This is a genomic window from Mycolicibacterium confluentis (assembly GCF_010729895.1).
In the GTDB taxonomy this organism is placed as follows: domain Bacteria; phylum Actinomycetota; class Actinomycetes; order Mycobacteriales; family Mycobacteriaceae; genus Mycobacterium; species Mycobacterium confluentis.
Window position 1 is genome coordinate 2,677,136 of sequence record NZ_AP022612.1, and the last position, 22,196, is coordinate 2,699,331.

Sequence of the window (22,196 nt, forward strand, 5' to 3'; positions counted from 1 at the left end):
CGTCATGATGGACTTGACACCGCCGTATCGGCAGCGAGGGTTTCGCTGAGGCTCTCGGCCAGCGCCCGGATCGTCGTGATGCCCATCGGGCTGATCCGGATGCCGGTCTCGGTCTCGATCCGTGTGCGCAACTCGAGATTGCCGAGAGAGTCCAGGCCGTATTCGGAGAGCGGTCGGTCCGGATCGACCGCTCGCCGCAGGATCAGGCTGATCGAGTCGGAGATCAGCCTGCGCAGGCGGCCCGCCCACTCGTCGTGCGGGAGCGCGCGCAGTTCGGTGAGGAACTGGCTGGAGCCACCGCGGTTCTGGTCGGCGTTGCGGAACGCCTCGGCGAACGGCCGCGCCTGTGCGAAGGACATCAGCCACGGTGCGCCTGCCACCGGCGCGTAACCGGTGTGTGCCCGATCATGGCGCAGCAGCGCGTCGAAGGCGTAGGCGCCGTCGCTCGGCGAGATCGCCATGCTCTCCTCGGCCGCCATCCCCTGCCCGGCACCGATCTCCGACCATGCCCCCCACGCGATCGCCGTGGCCGGCAGACCCTGCGCCCGGCGCCAATGCGTGAACGCGTCGAGCCAGCTGTTGGCGGCAGCGTAGGCGCCCTGTCCGGGCGACCCGACCAGCGCAGCCGCCGAGGAGAACGAGCAGAACCAGTCCAGCGGCTGATCCACGGTGGCCTCGTGCAGATTCCAGGCACCGGTGACCTTGGGCGCCCAGTCCCGTGCGACGAGGTCGTCGGTGATCGCGGCCAGTGTCGCGTCCTCGACCACCGCGGCGGCGTGCAGCACACCCCGCAGGGGCAGGCCTGTGGCCGCGGCCGCGGTGACAAGGCGCCGCGCGGTCGCCGGATCGGCGATGTCGCCGCGGCAGACGTCGACCTGAGTTCCCGCCGCGCGGATGCGGTCGATCACGGCCTGCGCGTGCTGGCTCGGTGAGGACCGCCCGTTGAGCACGATCCGGCCGGCACCTGCGGCAGCCATCTTCTCTGCCAGGAACAGCCCGAGCCCGCCCATGCCGCCCGTCACGACGTACGCGCCGTCACGGCGGAAGGGCTTGGCCTCCGACGGCGGAACCACTGCGGTGTCGTGGCCGCTGTGCGGAATGTCGAGTACGAGCTTGCCGGTGTGCCCGGCCGCACCCATCACGCGGATCGCCGTGGCCCCCTCGGCCAGCGGGAAGTGCGTGGTCTGCGGCGGGGGCAGCACGCCCTCGGCGATCTGAGCGAACACTGTCGAGAGCAGATCCCGCATGGTGGCGGGATCGGTCAGCGCCAGCAGCGCCAGGTCGACGGCGTAGAACGCCAGGTTGCGCCGGAACGGGAACAGTCCCAGCCGGGTGTCGCCGTAGATGTCGCGCTTGCCGATCTCGACGAAGCGACCGCCGAAGGACAGCAGTTCAAGGCCCGCCCGCTGCGCGGCACCCGGCAGCGAGTTCAGCACGATGTCGACGCCGTAACCGGCGGTGTCACGCCTGATCTCCTCCGCGAAGGCCGTGCTTCGCGAGTCGTACACGTGCTTGATCCCCATGGAACGCAGGACATCTCGACGTTCGTCGCTGCCCGCCGTCGCGTAGATCTCTGCGCCTGCGGCGCGTGCGATCGCGATGGCGGCCTGCCCGACTCCGCCTGTGCCCGAGTGGATCAGCACCTTGTCCTTGGCCGAGATCCGGGCCAGGTTGTGCAGGCTGTACCACGCGGTGGCGTGCGCGCTCGGGACCGCCGCGGCTTGACTGGCCGAGAGCGCCGGCGGCAGCGTGACCGCGAGATTCGCGTCCGAGGTGATGTAGGTCGCCCACGCACCTGAGGTCGAGATCCCCGCGACCTGGTCACCCACCTGATGTTCGGTGACGCCGGGTCCCACCGCGGTGACCACACCGGCGTAGTCGGCGCCGAGCGAGGGCATCCGGCCCTCGAACGAGGGGTAGCGGCCGAGCGCGACCAGAACGTCGGCGAAGTTCAGATTGGAGGCCGTGACGGCCACCTCGATCTGCCCGGGTCCCGGTTCCACCCGGTCGACCGCGGCCAGTTCAAGCGACTGCAGGTCACCCGGTGTGCGGATCTGCAACCGGACACCGTCGCGCTGGTGGTCGACGACCGTCGTGCGCAGATCGTCGGCGCCCAACGGGGTCAGGTTGAGCCGCGCCACGTACAGCTGACCGTCGCGCCAGGCCGTCTCGTCCTCGTCGCCGGCCGCGAGCACCTGAGCGGCCACCCGCTCGGCCTCCTCGGCGGCTCCCGGAGTGGCAGCGAGATCGATTGACGTCGGATTGAGGTGAGGGTGCTCGACACCCACGACGCGCAGCAGGCCACGCAGGCCGCCCTGTTCCAGGTTGGCGACATCCCCGTCGACGACCGTCTGGGTGCCGCGCGTGAGCACATAGAGCCGCGGAGCCCCCGAGACCTCGGGAAGCTCACGGGCGATGTGGACGAGGCGACGGACCTGATCGGCGCCGGTGGCCGTCGACGCGGCTGCTGCGCCGGTCGCCGATTCGAGCACCACCACAACCGCGCCGATGACACCACCGGAGAGCTGGGCCACCAACTCGGCCTGTGCCTGTTCGTCGCCACCGTGCAGCGGCCAGCTGAGGCGCTGAACGTCCACGCCGCGCTGACCGAATGCGTCGGCCAGCGCCGACGGCAGCGGGTCGGTCTGGCCGCCGTCGATCACCAGCAGGGAGCGGATGTCCGGGCTCGCGGCCTCCGGGGGCTCTTGCCGAACCCAACCGACGGTCAGTAACCGGCTGTTGAGCGTGCGATCACGCTCGGACTCCGCGGACGTGCCCGTGCCGAGGCGCAGTCCCTGCACCGCGACCAGGACGTTGCCGTCGTCGTCGAGGATGTCGAGGTCGGCCTCCACCGTCGAGGCGTCCAACCGCTGCACCCGGGCGTAGCAGTACTGCGCGTGGCGGGTGCTGGCGTGGGCCCGGATCCGACGCACACCCAGCGGCAGCAGCAGCGTCGGTGACGCGTCATCGCGGATGTCCGGATGGGCGGCGACCGCCTGGAAGCACGCGTCGAGCAGCGCGGGGTGGACGGCGTAGGCCGCCTGCCCCGAGCGCAGCGCACCCGGCAGCGCGACCTCGGCGAGCACCGACCTCTGGCCGTCGGTGCCCACGTGGGCCGCGACCAGGCCGCAGAACGCGGGCCCGTATACGATCCCGCGCTCGGCGAACAGTTCGCGCAGGTGCGCACCGTCCACCCGCTCGGGGTGTGCCTTGAGCAGTCGGGTGATGTCGTGGACCGCAGGCGTCTCGTCCCCGGCTGTGGTGAGCCGCGCACCCGAGCGGCGCACGCGCTCCTCGTCGGCGACGGTGTTCACCTCGAAGTCGACCGCACCGTCACCGCGGCGTTCGGCCTGCGCGCAGACCTCGGTCTGCTCGTCGAGCAGCAGCATCTGGTCGAACGTGACGTCGTGGACCTCGGCGGCCTCGCCCAGAACCGACGCGGCGGCCGACAGCGCCATCTCGCAGAATGCGGCACCGGGCAGCGCCGCGACACTGTTGACCTGGTGATCCTCGAGCCAGGGTTGAGCCACGGTGCCGATGTCGGCCTGCCAGACGTGGCGTTCCTGCGCCTCGGGCAGGCGGACGTGCGCGCCCAGCAGCGGGTGCACGGCCAGGCTGTGGCCACCGCGGGCCTCCTCGCCGACACGGGTCAGCATCAGCGTCTGGTGCGTCCAGGCCGGCAGCGGGGCGTCGATGAGACGACCGTCGGGATAGAGCGCTTCGAAGTCCACTGCGGCGCCCGCGTTGTGCAGGTCGCCGACGAAGCCGCGCAGGCCGTTGGGCATGTCCTGCTCGCGGCGCATGCTCGCCAGCACGGCCATCGACATGTCGAGGCCGCGCGCGGTCTGGTCGACGGCGTGGGTCAGCAGCGGATGGGGCGACAGTTCCCCGAAGACGCGGTACCCGTCCTCCAGCGCGGCCTGCACGGCGGCGGCGAACCGCACGGTGTACCGGAGGTTGTCCGACCAGTAGTCGACGTCGAACACCGGGATGTCGCGCGGGTCGTACAGCGTGGCCGAGTAGTACGGGATGACCGGGTCCATCGGCGACAATTCGTCGAGTTCGTCGGCCAGTGCGTCGAGGATCGGATCCACTTCGGGGCTGTGGGAGGCCACGTCCACCGCGACCTCGCGGGCCATCACGCCGCGCTGTTCCCAGCCGACCACGAGCCGGCGGATCGAGTCCTTGGCCCCGCCCACGACGGTGGACTGTGGGGACGCGACAACCGACAGCACGACGTCGTCGACGCCCTGTGCCGTCAGTTCGGACAGCACCTGCGCGGCGGGAAGTTCGACCGACGCCATGGCGCCGGCACCGGCGATGCTCGCCATGAGCCGCGACCGGCGGCAGATCACCTTGACGCCGTCCTCGAGCGACAAGCCCTCGGCGACGACGGCCGCGGCCGCCTCACCCATCGAGTGGCCGACGACTGCGCCGGGGGTGACGCCGTACGCGCGCAGCGTGGCCGCCAGCGCGACCTGCATCGCGAAGATGGTCGGCTGGACCCGGTCCATCCCGGTGACGAGTTCTGGTGCCGACATCGCCTCGGTGACCGAGAATCCGGACTCGCGCGCGATCAGCGGCTCCAACTCGGCCACGGTCGCGGCGAACACGGGCTCGGCGGCCAGCAGCGGGGCACCCATCCCGATCCACTGGGAGCCGTGCCCGGAGAACACCCACACCGGCCCACGACCGTTGTTGGGGACGGCGGGCTCATGGGGCAGCTCGCCGTCGGCGACCTCACGCAGTGCCTCGACCAGCTCCGCGGACGTGCCCGCGAGCACCGAGGTGCGCACGCTGCGATGCCCACGACGGCGGGCCAGGGTGTAGCCCAGATCACTCAGCTCGTCGTCGCGCAGCTGCTCGGTGGCCCAGTCCGCCAACCGGCCCGCGGTCTGGCGCAGACCGTCGGCCGAGGTGGACGACAGGGGGAACAGCAGCGCACCGTCGACCGCCGCGGGCTTGGCGTCGTGCGCCACGACCTTGGGCGACTGCCCGGCGGGAGCCTGTTCCACCACGGCGTGCACGTTGGTGCCGGAGAGGCCGTATGACGACACCGCGGCGCGGCGCGGCTGCCCCTCGATCGGCCACGGCACGTTCGCCTGCGGGACGAACAGCTTGGTGTCGATCTTGGCCATCTCGTCGGGCAGCTGGTTGAAGTGCAGGCTCTGCGGGATCACACCGTGCTGCAACGCCAAGACAGCCTTGATCAGGCTGACCGCGCCGGAGGCGGACTGCGAATGACCGAAGTTGGTCTTGGAGGAGCCCAGCGCACACGCCGACTCGATGCCGTACACCTCGGCGAGGCCGGCGTACTCGATCGGGTCGCCGACGGGCGTCCCGGTGCCGTGGGCCTCGACCATGCCGACCGAGGATCCGTCGACACCGGCAACGGCCAGGGCGGCCCGGTACGCCACGACCTGCGCGTCGCGCGACGGGGTGGCGATGTTGACGGTGTGGCCGTCCTGGTTGGCCGCGGTCCCCCGAATCACCGCAAGGATGCGGTCGCCGTCGCGTTCGGCGTCCTCGAGACGTTTGAGCAGCACCATCGCACAGGCCTCGCCCGAGACGAAGCCGTCCGCGTCGACGTCGAACGCATGGCACTTGCCGGTGGGCGACAACATGCCCTGCGCCGAACCGGATGCCATCTTGCGGGGCTCGAGCAGGACGTTGACACCGCCCGCCAGGGCCAGGTCGCTTTCGCCGTCACGCAGGCTGCGGCATGCGTTGTGGACGGCCAGCAGGCCCGACGAGCACGCCGAGTCCACGGTGTAGGCCGGCCCGGTGACGCCAAGGGCATACGCGATCCGCCCGGAGGCGAGGCTGAAGTTGTTGCCGGTGAACCCGTACGGCCCGTCGAGGGCCTGGGCATCCGCGGCCACGAGTTGGTAGTCGGCATAGGTCATGCCGACGAAGACGCCGGTCAGTGATCCGGCCAGGCGGTTGGGGTCCAGGCCGGCATGCTCGAGCGCTTCCCATGAAGTCTCCAGAAGCAGGCGCTGCTGCGGGTCGATCGCCGTCGCCTCGCGCTCGCTGATCCCGAAGAACTCGGCATCGAATCCGCCGACGTCGTTGAGGAAGCCGCCCCACTTGGAGACCGAACGGCCGGCAACTCCCGGTTCGGGGTCGAAGAACTCGTCGGCATCCCACCTGTCGGCAGGAACCTCCGTGACCAGGTCATCGCCGCGCAACAGCGCATCCCAGAGCGCTTCCGGTGACTCGATGCCACCGGGCAACCGACAGGCCATCCCAATCACGGCCACTGGGGTGACAGATGCCTCGCCCAACTCATCCACCCCTTCTAGTACTGCGGATTCCTATAAAAATACGTTCGCCGAGCGAAATTTTCGCCACAACGTTCTGGATGAACGCCACGGCGACCTTACCGCTTGACTAAGTAGCCGACTGAGTGCGTACTGTAGCCGCTCTCCTTTAACAGGGTGCCGTTTCAGCCCCCAGTCCACCAAATTGCCAGCTCAGCGTTTTCTCGTCACGCCGGGGGCCGAGCGCGGCCGGGAACCGCTTGGCGACCGCTCAGCCTTTTCTGAAAGCCGCTGCACTGCAAGCATTTTCATAGACCGCGAGCAACTGATTGACCCAGGGTAACGATCCACCCCCCGAGGGCCTTCGAGGTAGCTCAGGCTCCCGACAATATTTGATGTCAATTATTTTGACAGATTGTGCCATGAGCCGACATTGATTGTTGTCAATTTTACTGGCCGCGCCATTGGTTGCTGGGTTGTGAAATTGGTCGGAAATTTCGCTTTGTGAAATTGCGCAAATAATTCATTCGGTTGCCTTACACGCCTCTAAGGGAGTGTCAACATTGCGGTTAACTTCTCATAAAATGAGAAAGCCCGACATTGGACGACTTATCGTAAATCCTTGCGTATGCAAACGATGCAGCCTCACCTCGGAGGACTACAGATCAACGGCAACGCCAGCAATATCGAAAGGGTTTCGGTAACTGGACGGATCGCGGGTATTCGAATGATGCTCGACACTCGGCTCGCGGCGCTGTGACGGCCACCTCACCCTTGCCTGGCCATGGACCAGCAAACATGCTCGTATTTACGTCGGAGTCACTTCGATGTGGCGTGCCCATTTCTCACACTTGAGGCCACAGAAGTGTGTCACCTGTGAGGCAAGTCACCCAATGGGGCAGATGGGAAAACAAATCACAGGAAAAAATCAGCCAAAATCAACCGGCGGCGTCCAAAATCTGCTGTGCAGCCAGTGCCGGCGTCAACTCCCCGTCACGCACCTGGCGCTCCACGTCACCACGGATGCGCCGCACCTCGGGGTTGGTCAGCACACGGTCCAACACCACGTCCCGCACCATCGCCCAGGTCCACTCGACCTGCTGTGCCCGGCGCCGTGCGTCGAACTCGCCCGCCTCGGTCAGCACGTCGCGGTGCTTGAGCACGGCGTCCCACAGGTCCTGCAGGCCGGTTCCCTCCAGCGCGCTCATGGTCAGCACCGGCGGGCGCCAGAGCACGTCGCGGGGGTAGATCAGCCGGATCGCGCCGGACAGTTCGCGTGCGGCCTTCTTGGCCTCGACGGCGTGTGCGCCGTCGGCCTTGTTGACCACCACGATGTCGGCGAGTTCCAGGACACCCTTCTTGATGCCCTGCAGTTGGTCTCCCGTTCGAGCCAGGGTCAGGAACACGAAGGTGTCGACCATGCCCGCGACAGTGACCTCGGACTGCCCGACACCCACGGTCTCGATGAGGATCACGTCGAACCCACCGGCCTCGAGCAGCACGACGGTCTCCCGCGTGGCCCGCGCGACGCCACCCAGCGTCCCTGAGGTGGGCGACGGACGGATGTAGGCGTCCGGATGCGCGGCGAGCCGGGACATCCGCGTCTTGTCACCCAGGATGGAACCGCCGGTACGGGTCGACGACGGATCCACGGCCAGGACCGCGACACGGTGCCCCTGTTCGATGAGATGCATCCCGAGAGCCTCGATCGACGTGGACTTGCCCACGCCGGGCACCCCGGTGATCCCAATGTGCATGGCAGAGCCCGCCTCGGGCATCAGCTCCAGCAGCAGCTCTTGGGCCTGCTGGCGATGGTCGGCCCGGGTGGACTCCACGAGCGTGATCGCTCGGGCCAGTGCTGACCGATCACCGCTGCGGATTCGGTCGGCCAGCTCTGTGGTGCTCACGTTCGCCGGAGCGGCCATGTCAACTCGCGGACGGTGCGCTCAGGTCGTAGCCCAGCCGCTCGGCCAGCTTGTTCAACAGGCCGACGGCGGCGTCGGCGATCACGGTTCCCGGGGGGAAGATCGCCGTGGCGCCCGCGTCGTACAGCTCCTGGAAGTCTCCCGGCGGGATCACGCCGCCCACGACGACCATGATGTCGGGCCTGCCGACCTCCGCCAGCGCGTCGCGCAGCGCGGGCACCAGGGTCAGGTGTCCCGCGGCCAGCGATGACACGCCGACGACGTGGACGTCGTTGTCGGCGGCCTGCCTGGCCACCTCGTCCGGCGTGGAGAACAGCGAACCCACATCGACGTCGAAGCCGATGTCGGCGAAGGCCGTGGCGATGACCTTCTGTCCGCGATCGTGTCCGTCCTGGCCCATCTTGGCCACCAGGATGCGAGGCCGACGGCCGTCGGCCTCGGCGAACTTCTCGACCAGCTCGGTGGCCGCCTCGATTCCCTTCACGTTCGCACTGTTCCCCACCTCGTCGCGGTACACCCCTGCGATGGTGCGAATCTCCGCCTGGTGACGGCCGTAGACCTTCTCCAGCGCATCGGAGATCTCGCCGACGGTCGCCTTCGCGCGCGCCGCGTTGATCGCGAGCGCGAGCAGGTTGTTGCCCAGTCCGTCCTCGCCGGACACACCAGTGGCCGCCGCGGCGCGGGTCAGTTCGGCCAGCGCGGCCTGGGTCGCCTCCTCGTCGCGCTCGGCCCGCAGCTTCTCGAGCTTGGCCAACTGCTCGGCACGCACTCGGCTGTTCTCGACCTTGAGGACCTCGATCTCGTGGTCCTCGTCGACCTGGTACTTGTTGACGCCGATGACCGGCTGGGCGCCGGAGTCGATGCGGGCCTGCGTACGAGCCGCGGCCTCCTCGATGCGCAGTTTCGGGATGCCCTCGTCGATCGCCTGCGCCATGCCGCCGTGCTCGGCGACCTCAGCGATGTGGGCGCGGGCCCGCTCCGCCAGTTGATGGGTGAGCCACTCGACGTAGTAGGAGCCACCCCAGGGGTCGATCGGGCGCGTGGTGCCCGACTCCTGCTGGAGCAGAAGCTGGGTGTTGCGCGCGATGCGGGCCGAGAAGTCGGTGGGCAGCGCGAGCGCCTCGTCGAGCGCGTTGGTGTGCAGGGACTGAGTGTGACCCTGCGTGGCGGCCATGGCCTCGACGCACGTGCGCGCCACGTTGTTGAACACGTCCTGCGCGGTCAGCGACCAGCCCGAAGTCTGCGAATGGGTGCGCAGCGACAGCGACTTGGAGCTCTTGGGATCGAACTGCGCCACGAGTTCGCTCCACAGCAGGCGACCCGCCCGCAGCTTGGCGACCTCCATGAAGAAGTTCATGCCGATGCCCCAGAAGAACGACAGCCGCGGCGCGAACTTATCGATCGACAGACCCGCGTCCAAGCCGGCCTTGATGTACTCAACGCCGTCGGCCAGCGTGTACGCCAGCTCCAGATCGGCCGTCGCTCCGGCTTCCTGAATGTGGTAGCCCGAGATCGAAATGCTGTTGAACTTGGGCATTTTCGTGCTGGTGTAGCCGAAGATGTCGGAGATGATCCGCATCGACGGCTTGGGCGGGTAGATGTAGGTGTTGCGGACCATGAACTCTTTGAGGATGTCGTTCTGGATGGTCCCGGCCAACTTCTCCGGCGGCACACCCTGCTCCTCGGCCGCCACCACGTACAACGCCAGGATCGGCAGCACCGCGCCGTTCATGGTCATCGACACGCTGACCGCGCCCAGGTCGATGCCGTCGAAGAGCTGGCGCATGTCCAGGATCGAGTCGATCGCCACACCGGCCATGCCGACGTCGCCAGCCACCCGAGGATGGTCCGAGTCGTAGCCGCGGTGCGTGGCCAGGTCGAACGCCACCGACAGGCCTTTCTGACCCGCAGCCAGGTTGCGGCGGTAGAACGCGTTGGACTCGGCCGCCGTCGAGAAGCCCGCGTACTGGCGAATCGTCCACGGCTGGTTCACATACATCGTGGGATAGGGCCCACGGACGAACGGCGGCTCCCCCGGGAACGAGTCCAGCGGATAGCCCGCCTCGACCGCGGCGGCCCGGTCGGCCTCGATGTAGACCGGTTTGACGTCGATGCCCTCGGGTGTGGCCCAGGTCAGCTGCTCAGGGGTGTATCCATGTGCGGCCGCCGCGGCGCTCACGGCCTCGGCCGCCGTGTCCGGGGTCGCCGGACGGCCAGCGGCGCCGCCGCGCAGCGGGACGTCGGAGAAGCTGCCGACGGCCGGTGTCGTCGTAGTCATCTGCTCAGGCCCCCAATCGGGTCAGGAGTGCGGAAAGCGCTTCGACCGCATCGATCTTCGCGGTCAGGTATTCGTCGGGCCGGTGCTCGGCCTCGGCCACGGCCTTCTCAGGACCGGCCAGGTACACCCGCTGCACGCCCGCGGCGCGCGCGGCCTGCACCGCGGCCGAGGCCTCCGCGCCGTAGCGGGCGTCCGACCCGCAGATCACGACGGCCGCCTGCGAACCGGCGTCCTGCACCGCCGCTGCGATGTCCGCCGCGGTCAGCGCGCCCGGGTTGACGGCCTCGATGCCGCCCGAGGCCAACAGGTTGGCCGCGAATGAGGTGCGGATGTTGTGCTCGGCCAGCGGGCCCAGAGGAATCAGCAGCGCCTTGGGCCGATCGCCCTTCTTCGCCAGGAACTCATCGGAGCGGTTGCGCAGATCTTCGAAGGCCTGCGCGTAGCGGACCACGCCGTCCAGCGGATCGTGCTGCGCCAGAGGCGGTTCGGTGAGGTTCGGGAACTCGTTGACGCCGGTGACGGCGGTCCGGCGGTGGGCGATGTCCGCGCTGCGCGCGGCGCCGACGGCAGCGATCTGTTCGACGACGAACTCCTGGGCCTGGGCGAACCCGCCCCGAGACTCGATGGCCTGGAAGTGCTGCCACGCGGTGTCGGCCAACTGCTGAGTGAGGTCCTCGACGAACCACGAACCGCCCGCGGGGTCCCACACGCGGCCCAGATGCGACTCCTCAAGCAGCAGCAGTTGGGTGTTGCGCGCGATGCGGCGCGAGAAGTTCGCCGAGATCCCTTCGGCACCACCGGGAATGGCCACGTCGAACGGATGCACCTGCACGGTGTCCGCGCCTCCGACGCCTGCGCCGAATGCCGCAAGCGTGCAGCGCAGCATGTTCACCCACGGATCGCGCTGCGCCATCATCGCCAGCGAACTCACCGCGTGCAGCGTGACCGCGCCCGCTTCGGGCGCGTCGAGCACCTCGGCGACGCGGGCCCACAGCTGGCGCGCGGCCCGCAGCTTGGCGATCGTCATGAACTGGTCATCGTCGGCGGAAACCCGGAAACTGATCTGCCGCAGGGCATCCGGGGCGCTGAGGCCCGCCGCGGTCAATGCCCGCAGGTAGCTGACGCCCGCACCGACGAGGCCAGCCAATTCCCAGGCGGCGTTCGCGCCGCGATTGTGGAACGCCGGACCGTCGACGGTGATGGCCCGCACGCCCGGGCCGAACTCGGCCAACCGCGCCGCGACGGTGGTCACGTCGCCGATCGCCGGTGCCGCGGCGCCCGAGATCGGCGCGGTCAGCGGATCCGCACCGAGGTCGATCGAGAGGTCTGCGCGCTGGTCGGCAGGCACAGCCGAGACCAGCTCGAGCAGCGCCTCGGCGGCCACGGCCCACTGGTCGGCCGCATCCGGGCCGGTCTCCAGGATCACCGGAACCAGTTCGACGAACACGCCTTCGAGCAGACGGTCGACGTCAGAGGCGGGCACCGATTCGGCACCGACGCGCAGCACAACGGCGCTGACCCCGTCCGACAACGCGGACAGCAGCGTCGCGTTTCCGTCGCCCGCGGCTTGACCCGGGGCCGGGAAGGCCTCGGCGATCTTCCAGCCCGACAGGACGTCACGGGTGGCGTCGGCGCCGCGCGTGAACGGCCACTCACCGGGCAGGGCGGGTTCGGGCACGGAGTCCAGCGCGGTGTAGAGGGCCGAGACAGCGAAGCCCTCGTACGTCGGCGTCGCGAGCAGCTGCTCCGGCTCGGCGGGCAGATCGGCGACATCGCGCCGGGAACTCTTGGCGAGGACACCTGCGACGGCATCACGCCATCGGGCCCGCGCCTGTTCGAGTTCCGCTCGATCGGCGGGTACGACTGAGGCCTCTGATGACACCGGCAAGCTCCCTGTTGTCGCAGCGTGCGGCAGTCCGCGAGTGCGGACTATTGGGGTTCAGGCTAGATGATGGCGCGGCGCGCTCATGCAGCGCCCGGCCCGCACCGCCGAGCGCCCCCCGGGGCGTGGGGACACGAGATGTTCATCGGCACCCCGTACGCTTGATTGCCGTGGCCAGGACGATGTTGAGTGTGGGACGAGGGATTCGCGCCATGCCCGCAGCCGTCCGTTCGACGATCCGTCAGATCCCCCGGCGACGCATCATGCTCACCGCGATCGTCATTGTGATTCTCATCGCAGTCGCCCTGCTCGTTCCGGTGCCGACTGCGGTCCAGCTTCGCGACTGGGCCCAATCCCTGGGCCCGTGGTTTCCGCTGGCGTTCCTCGCCCTGCACAGCGTGGTGACGGTGCTGCCGTTCCCCCGAACCGCGTTCACCCTCGCGGCCGGCCTGCTGTTCGGGGCAGGGCTGGGAATCGCGCTCGCGGTCGTCGCGAGCGCGATCAGCGCCCTGATCGCGCTGATCGCGGTACGGGCCTTCGGCTGGCAGATCTCGAGTCTGGTGAGCCACCCGTCGATCGACAGCATCGACGCGCACCTTCGTCGCCGAGGGTGGCTGGCCGTGATGTCGCTGCGGCTCATCCCCGCGGTGCCGTTCTCGGTGATCAACTACGCCGCGGGCGCCTCAGCGGTTCGGGTGCTCCCCTACCTCGGAGCGACGATCGTGGGTCTGGCGCCGGGAACCGCGGCGGTGGTGATCCTCGGCGACGCCCTGACCGGACGGATCAATCCCACGCTGGTGCTGGTGTCGGTGTGCACGGCGTGCGTCGGGGTGGCCGGCCTGATCGTCGAGATCCGCAACCACCGGCGCACTCACGCGCCTGCACGCGCGGAGTCGGGCCCCTTGACCGTCAGCGTCGAGAACAGCGCCAGAAACGACGAGGCCGCGACCAGTCCCGGGCTGTAGTCCTTGGCGCGCAGGTGTGAGCCGACCGCCAATATGAAGTAGATGGTCAGCATGAACGTCGTCAGCCGCGCCAACGCCGGGAACCGACCCGCGGAGAGCAGGCCGATCGCGGAGGCCGCCTTCACCACCGGGACGATCGGCCGGTACTTCTGCGGCAACCCGACATCATCGAAGGACTTGGTGATGACCGCCAGCGGGATGGCGCACGCGACGGCGTCGGCGGCCTGAACCGCCGCCAGCGCGGTGTACGTCCTCGTCGACGTCAGCCCGCTCATGGCTGGGCCCGATGGACACCGGCGGGCGGCAGCGACGACGGCTGCGGGAAGCCCGGCCCCGGAAGCGCCGCGCCGGGAGTCTGTTCAGGGGTCTCGCGGGCGTCGGCCTCGGCCTTCGCCACCGCCTGGGCGATCACCGGATCGGTCTTGGTGTCGAACCAGTCCGCGACCTCGTCGGAGTCGTCGACCGGCGCAGTCTCGGGTTCCACCGGCGAGGGCGTGTAGCGGAACACGCCGTCCTCGCCCGGTGCACCCAGCAGTTTCGTGAAACCCTGCAGCGCAGAACCGAAGTCGCTTGGCACCACCCAGACCTTGTTGGCCTCCCCCTTGGCCATCAACGGCAGGGTCTGCAGGTACTGATAGGCCAGCAGTTCGGGAGTGGGGCGGCCGGCCTTGATCGCGGCGAACGTCTTCTCGATGGCCTTGGCCTGCCCCTGGGCCTGCAGGTACTGCGCGGCGCGTTCACCCTGAGCACGGAGCATGCGGGACTGCCGCTCGGCCTCGGCCGCCAGGATCGCGGCCTGTTTAGCGCCCTCGGCGGCAAGGATCTGGGACTGCTTCTGCCCCTCGGCCTGCTTGATCGACGACTCGCGGACACCTTCCGCGGTCAGGATCATGGCGCGCTTCTCGCGGTCGGCCTTCATCTGCTTCTCCATCGACTCCTGGATCGACGGCGGCGGATCGATGGCCTTGAGTTCGACGCGGGCCACCCGCAGGCCCCACTTTCCGGTGGCCTCGTCGAGCACGCCACGGAGTTGCGCGTTGATCGAGTCGCGCGAGGTCAGGGTCTGCTCGAGCGTCATGCCGCCGACGACGTTGCGCAGTGTCGTAGTGGTCAGCTGCTCGACACCGACGATGTAGTTGCTGATCGCGTACACCGCGGCCTGCGGGTTGGTGACCTGGAAATAGACCACGGTGTCGATGTGCAGGGTGAGGTTGTCCTCGGTGATGACGGGCTGCGGCGGGAAGGACACCACGCGCTCGCGCAGGTCCACCCGGGCCCTGATTCGGTCGATGAACGGCACCAACAGAGTCAACTGGCCGCTGACCGTGCGGCTGTACCGGCCCAGTCGTTCGATCACCGCGGCCTCGGCCTGCGGGATCAGCGCGACGGATTTGGCCACGATGATGATCGCCAGAATGACCAAGACCGCCAGCATCACCAGACCGGCGACTGCACCGTCCATCATCAACCCCCTGTAGTTGTCAGTCGGATTTCCAGACCACCGCGGTGGCGCCGTCGATGCGCATCACCGTGACCTGGTCACCCGGTTTGTAGACGTCACCGCCATTGAGCGGACGCGCCGTCCAGATCTCGCCCTCAAGCTTGACCTGGCCTTGATGTGCGGTGATCTGATCGAGCACGAGCGCTGACTTGCCCTCGAGCGCCTCGATTCCAGTCTCGGCCGGCTCCCCGGACTGCAGGCGCCGCCGCAGGGCGGGCCGGACCAGTACCAGCAGCAGCACCGAGACCACGAGGAACACCGCGCCGTCCGCCCAGATCGGCCAGCCGAAGAGTGCACTCGTGCCTGCTGCGGCCAGCGCACCGCCGCCGAGCATCAGCAGGAAGAGATCGCCGGTGAGGACTTCGGCACCGGCCAACCCGAGAGCTGCGATGAGCCAGATCAGGGCCGCGGGCATAGCGCCAGGATAGCCCGTGTCGAGAAGATTGCGGGGCCCCTTCGGACCGCGCGCCACGGGCCGGGGCAGCTATTACACTCTCCAACATCATGTGGTGTCCGAGTGTGTCGCTGACGTTGTGGGCCAATGCCTGGCTGGCGGGCCAGGCCGCGCCCGATGACGTCCTCGACGCGTTGTCACTCTGGGCGCCAACGCATTCGGTGGCGGCCTACGACGCCGAGGCGGCGCGGGTGACCGGCCTGCCGTGGCCCGACGTCGACAACGCCACGTCGGTGTCGCTGCTGCAGACCGTGCGCGCGGCCGCGGGTGCCCGCCGGAACGAGGGGCCGGCACTGTCGCTCACGCTGCCGGTGCCCGGAGACGTGCGCGGCCTGCCTGCGGGCACCACCTTCGCCCGCGACGCCATGGCCGCCGGCGAAGCCGTCGTGATCGCGTCGGACCGCGGCGCCCCGATCGGACTCGTCCCCGAGTTCGAGTACAGCGGTGACCCACTCGACGTGGACGACGCCGAGGCCGACCTCGACCCACCCCTGCTGACCTGGACCGCATACTCGCTGCCTGCGACGCCGGTGGCCGAACATCCCGACCTCGGCGGCGCCGAACTCGCACTGCGTTCGGCGGTGCGCGCGGCCGCCGACGCACTGACGACGCTGAGGGCCGGTGGGTCGGGCGTCGACGTCGAGGATCCGCGCGGCATGGTCGAACAGGTGCTGCATGCGACGCAAGTGCATCGCGCCCCCGACCACGCGCCCAGCCGTGCACTGCGGGTCATGGAGAACGCCGCGCACGTCGACGCCATCATCACCGTCAGTGCGGGGCTGATGCCGATTGCGGCGAACTCGTCGTCGGAGATTCAGCTTGCGTCAGATGCGTTGCGGCCCTTGGCCAGCGTGGTGCGCAACGCCCGACTGGCCGCCGTCACCGCGATTCTGCACTCGGCCTGGCAGGCCTAGCGGCACCGCCGACCGCCACGCAGTGCGGCGGCTCGCAGGCCTGGCCGTTGACGCTGATCCCGCAGCCCGCAACGGAATCGGCGTGCGGCACCCTGAGCGGCGGTGCACCGGTGCGCAGTTCGTCGATGAGGTCCACGGCCAACCGCGCGTAGCGGACGTCGTCGTTGGGCGTCGTCGCCCGGGCCAGCGCGACACCGAGTTCGCGCGCCTGCTCGGCGACTTCACTGTCGAGGTCCCAGACCACCTCGATGTGGTCGGCGACGAAACCGATCGGGCAGACGATGAGCGCCTTGGCGCCCTGCTCTGCCAGGGCCGCAACATGATCTCCGATGTCGGGCTCGAGCCACGGGATGTGCGGCGGCCCCGACCGGGACTGCCAGACCTGGTCGTAGTCGGTGTATCCGGCCGCCGCGGCCACCAACTCCGTGGCACAGCGGACCTGACGGCTGTAGAGCCGCGGACCGCGCGCGTCGTCGGCCGCGATCGGGATCGAGTGGGCCGTGAACACCAGGCGCGCGGCATCCCGCAGGTGCTCCGGAAGCGTCTGGCGCGCAGCGGCGATCGCGTCGGCGAACATCTCGACCAACAGCGGGTGGTCGAAATACTGTCGCAGTTTGACCAGTTCGGGCGCACCGTCGCCGACAGCGCGGCGCGCGCGGGCGATGTCCTCGACGTACTGCGTGCATCCGGAGTACCCGCCCCAGGCCGAGGTCACGAACACCGCGGCCCGCCTGACGCCGTCGTCGCGCATCGCGGCGACGGCGTCCTCGACGTAGGGCTCCCAGTTCCGGTTGCCGAAGTAGATCGGCAGATCGGTCACGGTACGCAGGCGTTCGATCAGCGCACGGTTGATGCCGTTGATGGGTGACACGCCGCCGAAGTGCAGGTAGTGCTCGGCGACGTCGTCAAGGCGCTCCGGCGGGATGTTGCGACCCCGCGTCACGTTCTCCAGGAACGGGCGGACCTGTTCGGGTCCCTCGGGTCCGCCGAAGGACAGCAGGAGAATCGCGTCGAAGTCCATGCGGGCCGCTAGAGCAGCTGGGTGCTGGCGCCGCCGTCGGCGTAGATGATGGTGCCGGTGGTGGCGGGCAGCCAGTCCGACAGCAGGGCGCACACGGTCTTGGCGACCGGGGTCGGGTCCTTCATGTTCCAGCCGACGGGGGCGCGCTGGTCCCAGCCCTCCTCGAGGAGGCGCATCTGGTCACCGGCCTCGGCGCCCAGTGCGCCGCCGACGATCGCGCTCATCGCGAGCGTCCGGATGGGGCCTGCGGCCACGAGGTTCGAGCGGACGCCGAAGGGGCCGGCCTCGCGAGCGACGAACCGGTTCACCGACTCCAGCGCACTCTTGGCCACCGTCATCCAGTTGTAGGCGGGCATCGCGCGGGTCGGGTCGAAGTCCATGCCGACGATGCTGCCGCCGGAGTTCATGACCGGCAGCGTGGCCTTGGCCAGCGAGGCGTAGGAGTACGCCGAGATGTGGATGCCCTTGGCGACGTCCTCGTACGGGGCGTCGAAGAACGGGTTGACGCCCATGCCGGTCTGGGGCATGAAGCCGATCGAGTGCACCACACCGTCGAGCTTGTTGCCCTCGCCGATCACCTCGGTGATGCGGCCGGCCAGCGAGTCGAGGTGCTCGTTGTTCTGCACGTCGAGTTCCAGCAGCGGCGCGGGCTTGGGCAGCCGGTCGGCGATGCGCTGGATCAGCTTCATCCGGTCGAATCCGGTCAGCACCAACTCGGCGCCGGCCTCCTGCGCCTGCTTGGCGATGTGAAACGCGATGGACGAGTCCGTGATGATGCCGGTGACGAGGATGCGCTTGCCCTCGAGCAGACCTGCCATTGTGGTGACTCCTTATAAGCGAATGTTTGGATAAGCCAAAGCTTTTGGGTCAGTGACCCATGCCCATGCCGCCGTCGACGGGGATCACCGCGCCTGCGATGTAGCTGGCGTCCTCCGACGCCAGGAAGCTGACGGCGCCGGCCACCTCCTCGGCGGTGCCGACGCGCTTGGCCGGGATGAACTCCAGCGCACCCTCCTGGATGCGCTCGTCGAGCGAGCGGGTCATCTCGGTGTCGATGTAGCCCGGGGCCACCACGTTGGCGGTGACGCCGGCCTTCGACAGCTCACGGGAGATGGAGCGTGCCATGCCGATCAGGCCGGCCTTGGCGGCTGCGTAGTTGGCCTGGTTGCCGATGCCCCACATGCCCGACACCGAGCCGATGAAGATGATCCGGCCGAAGCGTTTGCGCTGCATGCTGCGCGACGCACGCTGGGCCACCCGGAACGCGCCGGTCAGGTTGGCGTTGATGACCTCTTCGAACCTGTCCTCGGTCATCCGCATGAGGAACGCGTCCTTCGAGATGCCCGCGTTGGACACCAGCACTTCGACCGGGCCCTGATGCTCCTCGACCTCTTTGAACGCCCGGTCCACCGCGGCATTGTCGGTCACATCGCACACGACGCCGAACAGGCCCTCGGGGGCTCCGGACCCGCGGTGCGTGACGGCGACCTTGTGCCCGTCGGCCGCCAGGCGCTGCGCGATGGCCAGGCCGATGCCCCGGTTGCCGCCCGTCACCAGGACAGAGCGGGAGACGAAAGCCGGCTTGCCTGCGCTCGGAGCCGCCTCGGCCCCGGTGGTCTGGGTGTCGGTCATGATCGTCAACCTATCGTTTCGGCGCGAGCAGACACAAAATCGCCCCTGTACGGGCAAGTGCGTGCAAGTCTGCGTCTGCTCGCGGAGGTGGAGGGGTCAGCCGGGCAGGCGGCGGTTGATCAGCAGCGAGGCGAGTGCGGCCGCCGCCAGGATCAGGGCCCCCAGTCGCAGCCACCCCACACTGGCGTCGCCCTTGATGGTCTCGTAGCCGATCTGCTCCTGCAGCGAGGTGAACACCTCTTTGAGCTGCTCGAGGCTCGATGCGGTGTAGGCGTTGCCGCCCGACAGGTCGGCGATCTTCTTGAGCATCTCGTCATCGACCGGCACGGGCTGGCGCTGATCGTTGATCTCGACGTAGCCGTACGGCGTGCCGAACGACACCGTCGAGATGGGCACACCCTGGTCCTTGGCCGTGCGCGCCGCGTTGAACGCGCCCTTGGGGTTGTCCGGGTTGGACGGCACCGTCTCCTTACCGTCCGACATCAGCACGATGCGGGCTGGCGGTGGTTCGTCACCGCCACCGATCACCGCGCCGACGGTGGCGATGGACTGCAGCGACGTGAAGATCGCCTCACCCGTGGCGGTGCGGTCGGCCAACTGGAGCTTGTCGATCGCGGACTTGGTGGATTCGCGGTTGGTGGTCGGCGACACCAGGACGGTGGCCGTTCCCGCGTAGGCGATCAGGCCCAGGTTGATGCCGGGCGTCAGCTGGTCGGCAAACTGCTTGGCCGCCTCCTGCGCCGCCGCGAGTCGGCTGGGTGCGACGTCGGTCGCACGCATCGACTGCGACACGTCGATCACGAGCATGACCACGGCGCGGTTGCGGGGAATGCGCACATCGTTGGTGGGGCCGGCCATGGCGATGGTGAACAGCACCATCGAGGCGACCATCAGCATCGCCGGCAGGTGCCGCCACCGGGTCGGCCGTTTGGGCGCGACCGTCTCCAGCAGTTCCATGTTGGCGAACCGCAGCACGCGCTTCTCGCGGGCCAACTGCACCACGACGTAGAGCGCGACCAGTCCGAGCACCACGAAGAAGAACAGGAAGAACCAGGGGTGTTCGAACCCGGTCAACGACATCGGCCCGAGCAGCGGCAGGGTCATAAACGCTCAGTCTTCTTTCTCATGGCTGTGGTGTGGCCCCGTCACCTCACTGCTGTCCGGACAGGGCACCGCGGCGCCGCGACGCGACGAACCGCACGATGTCGGCGATCCAGTCCCGGTCCGTGCGCAGCGTCAACAGCGGTGCGCCACAACGACGCAGCGTGCGGGCGACCTCTTGGCGGTGCCCGGCCGCGGCGCGTTCGAAGTCATCGCGCAGGCGCTCGTCGATCGTGAACTCGCGGGTCACGCCGGACTCGGTGTCCTGGAGGACGACGTCGCCGACGGCGGGCAGTTCGACGTCACGCGGGTCGAGCACCTCGATGCCGAGCACCTCGTGCCGTGCGGCGATCGCCCGCAGGGGACGCATCCAGTTGATGGGACCCAGGAAGTCACTGATGATGACTGCCATGCCGCGCCGGCGCTCGGGCCTGCGCAGCGCGTCGATGGCCGCCGCCAGATCGCCGCGCACACCCTGCGGTGCGCGCGGCATGGTCGCGATCGTGCGCAGCAGCGTCTGCTCGTGCATCCGACCCGACAGCGCGGGAACCCGAACCACCTTGTCGCCGTTGGCGATCACCGCACCCAGCCGGTTCCCGCCGCCGCTGTTGAGGTAGGTGATGGCGGCGGCCGCGGCGACCGCGAGATCGCGCTTCTCGCACCCGGTGGTGCCGAAGTCCAGGCTGGCCGACATGTCGACCACGAGCCAGGTCTCGAGCTCCCGGTCGGCGATCATCTGCCGCACATGCGGATGCGTGGTTCGCGCGGTCACCGACCAGTCCATCCGGCGCACGTCATCACCGGGCTGGTAGAGCCGCGACTCCCCCGGCTCCGATCCCGGACCCGGGATCAGGCCGAGGTGGTCACCGTGCAGCACACCGTCGAGCTTGCGTTTGACGGTGAGCTCGAGGGTGCGCAGCGCCGCCGAGAGTTGCGGATCGCCGATCTCGCCGCGCCCGAAGGACGGCGGATGGATGGGATTACGCTCGCTCACCGACCGTTGGCCGCCCCGGCGCCGACCCCGGTGGGCACCGAATGACCCTGCTGCGGAACAGCATTCACCTGGGGCAGGGCCACGGTCTGCAGGATGCGGTTGATCACCGTCTCGGGCGCGATGTCGTCGGCCAGCGCATCGTAGGTCAGGACCAGGCGGTGCCGCAGCACATCCGGGATGACCTCGATGACGTCCTGCGGAATCACGTAGTCGCGACCGCGCACCAGGGCCAGCGCGCGGGCCGCGGCGATCACGCCGAGTGAGGCGCGCGGCGAGGCGCCGAACGCGACCCACGACTTCACGTCGTTCAGACCGAACTGCTCGGGCTGACGGGTCGCGGTGATGACGCGGACGACGTAGTCGACGAGGGCGTGATGGACGAAGTTGTTGGCGGCCAGTTCCTGCAGGCGCAGCAGATCGCCGGGGTTCAGGATGGCCTTGGGCTCCGGCGGGGTGACACCCATCCGGTAGATGATCTCGCGCTCTTCCTCGGGCGTCGGGTAGTCGACGTTGATCTTGAACAGGAAGCGGTCGCGCTGCGCCTCGGGCAGCGGGTAGACGCCCTCGTTCTCGATCGGGTTCTGGGTCGCCATCACCAGGAAGGGCTTGGGCAGCGGGTAGGTCTTGCCGCCGATCGAGATCTTGCGCTCGGCCATGACCTCCAGCAGCGCGGACTGCACCTTTGCGGGTGCGCGGTTGATCTCGTCGGCGAGCAGGAAGTTGACCACAACCGGCCCGAGTTCGATGTCGAACTCCTCGCGGCCCTGCCGGTAGATCCGGGTGCCGATGATGTCGGTGGGCACCAGGTCGGGGGTGAACTGGATGCGGGCGAACGTGCCGCCGACCACCTTGGCGAACGTCTCGACGGCCAGCGTCTTGGCCACGCCGGGCACACCCTCGAGGAGCACGTGCCCCTTGGCCAGCAGTCCGACCAGGATGCGCTCGACCAGTTGGTCCTGCCCCACGATGATCCGCTTGACCTCGTAGATGGCCCGCTCAAGGGTGTGCACCTCGGCAGCCAGTCCGTTGGTGCTCGGCGGAGCGACCGCGGGACCACCCGCCGAAGGTGCTGCCGCATGCGCGCCGGGCGCCGACGAGTAGTTGGGCGGCCCAGCTGGTGATGTCATCGACTACGTCCTCCACATTCCTGCACACCCGGGTGCGCAGCTTCTTCGCATGACTTCGTTCACGGCTCGACGCGCTCCCCGGGGTGTTCCGAGGGCGCACGTGCGTTGCCCGGAGTCAACTATTCCAGGCACTTCGGGA

At 68.7% G+C, this 22,196-nt stretch carries 15 protein-coding genes; 2 read left to right on the forward strand and 13 right to left on the reverse strand.

The features are described 5' to 3' along the window. Positions 1–2 precede the first annotated feature (2 nt). The 4 genes from pks2 to mutA form a co-directional block, all read right to left on the reverse strand. The gene (gene pks2, locus G6N34_RS12405; RefSeq protein ID WP_234813044.1) at positions 3–6,248 is read right to left on the reverse strand and encodes a sulfolipid-1 biosynthesis phthioceranic/hydroxyphthioceranic acid synthase; all 6,246 of its coding nucleotides are present in this window, start codon (positions 6,246–6,248) and stop codon (positions 3–5) included. A gap of 953 nt (positions 6,249–7,201) precedes the next feature. Further along, on the reverse strand, positions 7,202–8,188 hold the full coding sequence (gene meaB, locus G6N34_RS12410; RefSeq protein ID WP_085154732.1) for a methylmalonyl Co-A mutase-associated GTPase MeaB: 987 nt from the start codon (positions 8,186–8,188) through the stop codon (positions 7,202–7,204). 1 nt (position 8,189) lies between these two features. Next, positions 8,190–10,466 carry a methylmalonyl-CoA mutase gene (gene scpA, locus G6N34_RS12415; protein ID WP_085154734.1) on the reverse strand — a complete coding sequence of 759 codons (2,277 nt, stop codon included), beginning with the start codon at positions 10,464–10,466 and terminating at the stop codon, positions 8,190–8,192. A 4-nt stretch (positions 10,467–10,470) separates the two neighbouring features. Next, positions 10,471–12,348, reverse strand: coding sequence for a methylmalonyl-CoA mutase small subunit (mutA, locus tag G6N34_RS12420; protein ID WP_085154736.1), 1,878 nt, complete (start codon positions 12,346–12,348; stop codon positions 10,471–10,473). A 212-nt stretch (positions 12,349–12,560) separates the two neighbouring features. Here mutA and G6N34_RS12425 point away from each other — a divergent pair, with 212 nt between their 5' ends. Further along, on the forward strand, positions 12,561–13,313 hold the full coding sequence (locus G6N34_RS12425) for a TVP38/TMEM64 family protein (RefSeq protein ID WP_407663226.1): 753 nt from the start codon (positions 12,561–12,563) through the stop codon (positions 13,311–13,313). On the opposite strand, the gene G6N34_RS12430 is transcribed toward G6N34_RS12425, so the two are convergent. The 3 genes from G6N34_RS12430 to G6N34_RS12440 are packed head-to-tail and all read right to left on the reverse strand — an operon-like array spanning position 13,220 to position 15,229. Next, the gene (locus G6N34_RS12430) at positions 13,220–13,588 is read right to left on the reverse strand and encodes a DoxX family protein (RefSeq protein WP_085154740.1); all 369 of its coding nucleotides are present in this window, start codon (positions 13,586–13,588) and stop codon (positions 13,220–13,222) included. The genes G6N34_RS12425 and G6N34_RS12430 overlap by 94 nt on opposite strands. Further along, positions 13,585–14,775, reverse strand: a complete 1,191-nt coding sequence (locus tag G6N34_RS12435) for an SPFH domain-containing protein (protein ID WP_085154859.1) — start codon at positions 14,773–14,775, stop codon at positions 13,585–13,587. The genes G6N34_RS12430 and G6N34_RS12435 overlap by 4 nt, the downstream gene beginning before the upstream one ends. 19 nt (positions 14,776–14,794) lie before the next feature. Continuing rightward, the gene (locus G6N34_RS12440) at positions 14,795–15,229 is read right to left on the reverse strand and encodes an NfeD family protein (RefSeq protein ID WP_085154742.1); all 435 of its coding nucleotides are present in this window, start codon (positions 15,227–15,229) and stop codon (positions 14,795–14,797) included. A gap of 89 nt (positions 15,230–15,318) precedes the next feature. On the opposite strand from G6N34_RS12440, the gene G6N34_RS12445 reads away from it, so the two are divergent. Beyond that, positions 15,319–16,182: an Rv1486c family protein gene (locus tag G6N34_RS12445; RefSeq protein WP_085154744.1), complete on the forward strand. Its 864-nt coding sequence runs from the start codon at positions 15,319–15,321 to the stop codon at positions 16,180–16,182. On the opposite strand, the gene G6N34_RS12450 is transcribed toward G6N34_RS12445, so the two are convergent. The 6 genes from G6N34_RS12450 to moxR1 all read right to left on the reverse strand — a co-directional run bounded on the left by G6N34_RS12450 (position 16,148) and on the right by moxR1 (position 22,057). Continuing rightward, positions 16,148–17,203 (reverse strand): ferrochelatase, encoded by a 1,056-nt coding sequence (locus G6N34_RS12450; protein WP_085154746.1) that lies wholly within the window; start codon positions 17,201–17,203, stop codon positions 16,148–16,150. The two genes, G6N34_RS12445 and G6N34_RS12450, sit on opposite strands and share 35 nt — an antisense overlap. An 8-nt stretch (positions 17,204–17,211) precedes the next feature. Beyond that, complete coding sequence (inhA, locus tag G6N34_RS12455) at positions 17,212–18,021, reverse strand: NADH-dependent enoyl-ACP reductase InhA (protein WP_085154748.1); 810 nt, start codon at positions 18,019–18,021, stop codon at positions 17,212–17,214. A gap of 49 nt (positions 18,022–18,070) precedes the next feature. Further along, a complete protein-coding gene (gene fabG1 / locus G6N34_RS12460; RefSeq protein ID WP_085154750.1) occupies positions 18,071–18,835 on the reverse strand; it encodes a 3-oxoacyl-ACP reductase FabG1 in 765 nt (254 codons plus the stop codon). Between the two features lie 96 nt (positions 18,836–18,931). After that, positions 18,932–19,939, reverse strand: a complete 1,008-nt coding sequence (locus G6N34_RS12465) for a VWA domain-containing protein (RefSeq protein WP_085154752.1) — start codon at positions 19,937–19,939, stop codon at positions 18,932–18,934. Positions 19,940–19,985: 46 nt separating this feature from the next. Beyond that, a complete protein-coding gene (locus G6N34_RS12470) occupies positions 19,986–20,930 on the reverse strand; it encodes a DUF58 domain-containing protein (protein ID WP_085154754.1) in 945 nt (314 codons plus the stop codon). Next, positions 20,927–22,057, reverse strand: coding sequence for a chaperone MoxR1 (gene moxR1, locus G6N34_RS12475; RefSeq protein ID WP_085154756.1), 1,131 nt, complete (start codon positions 22,055–22,057; stop codon positions 20,927–20,929). The genes G6N34_RS12470 and moxR1 overlap by 4 nt, the downstream gene beginning before the upstream one ends. Positions 22,058–22,196 lie beyond the last annotated feature (139 nt).

Coding starts and splice junctions, on each gene's coding strand:
- G6N34_RS12445 (WP_085154744.1), top strand. CDS start 15,319: ATGTGGTGTCCGAGTGTGTCGCTGACGTTGTGGGCCAATGCCTGGCTG.
- scpA (WP_085154734.1), bottom strand. CDS start 10,466: ATGACTACGACGACACCGGCCGTCGGCAGCTTCTCCGACGTCCCGCTG.
- inhA (WP_085154748.1), bottom strand. CDS start 18,021: ATGGCAGGTCTGCTCGAGGGCAAGCGCATCCTCGTCACCGGCATCATC.
- pks2 (WP_234813044.1), bottom strand. CDS start 6,248: ATGGCCTGTCGGTTGCCCGGTGGCATCGAGTCACCGGAAGCGCTCTGG.
- G6N34_RS12435 (WP_085154859.1), bottom strand. CDS start 14,775: ATGGACGGTGCAGTCGCCGGTCTGGTGATGCTGGCGGTCTTGGTCATT.
- G6N34_RS12430 (WP_085154740.1), bottom strand. CDS start 13,588: ATGAGCGGGCTGACGTCGACGAGGACGTACACCGCGCTGGCGGCGGTT.
- moxR1 (WP_085154756.1), bottom strand. CDS start 22,057: ATGACATCACCAGCTGGGCCGCCCAACTACTCGTCGGCGCCCGGCGCG.
- fabG1 (WP_085154750.1), bottom strand. CDS start 18,835: ATGACCGACACCCAGACCACCGGGGCCGAGGCGGCTCCGAGCGCAGGC.
- G6N34_RS12425 (WP_407663226.1), top strand. CDS start 12,561: ATGCCCGCAGCCGTCCGTTCGACGATCCGTCAGATCCCCCGGCGACGC.
- G6N34_RS12440 (WP_085154742.1), bottom strand. CDS start 15,229: ATGCCCGCGGCCCTGATCTGGCTCATCGCAGCTCTCGGGTTGGCCGGT.
- G6N34_RS12465 (WP_085154752.1), bottom strand. CDS start 19,939: ATGACCCTGCCGCTGCTCGGGCCGATGTCGTTGACCGGGTTCGAACAC.
- G6N34_RS12450 (WP_085154746.1), bottom strand. CDS start 17,203: ATGGACTTCGACGCGATTCTCCTGCTGTCCTTCGGCGGACCCGAGGGA.
- meaB (WP_085154732.1), bottom strand. CDS start 8,188: ATGGCCGCTCCGGCGAACGTGAGCACCACAGAGCTGGCCGACCGAATC.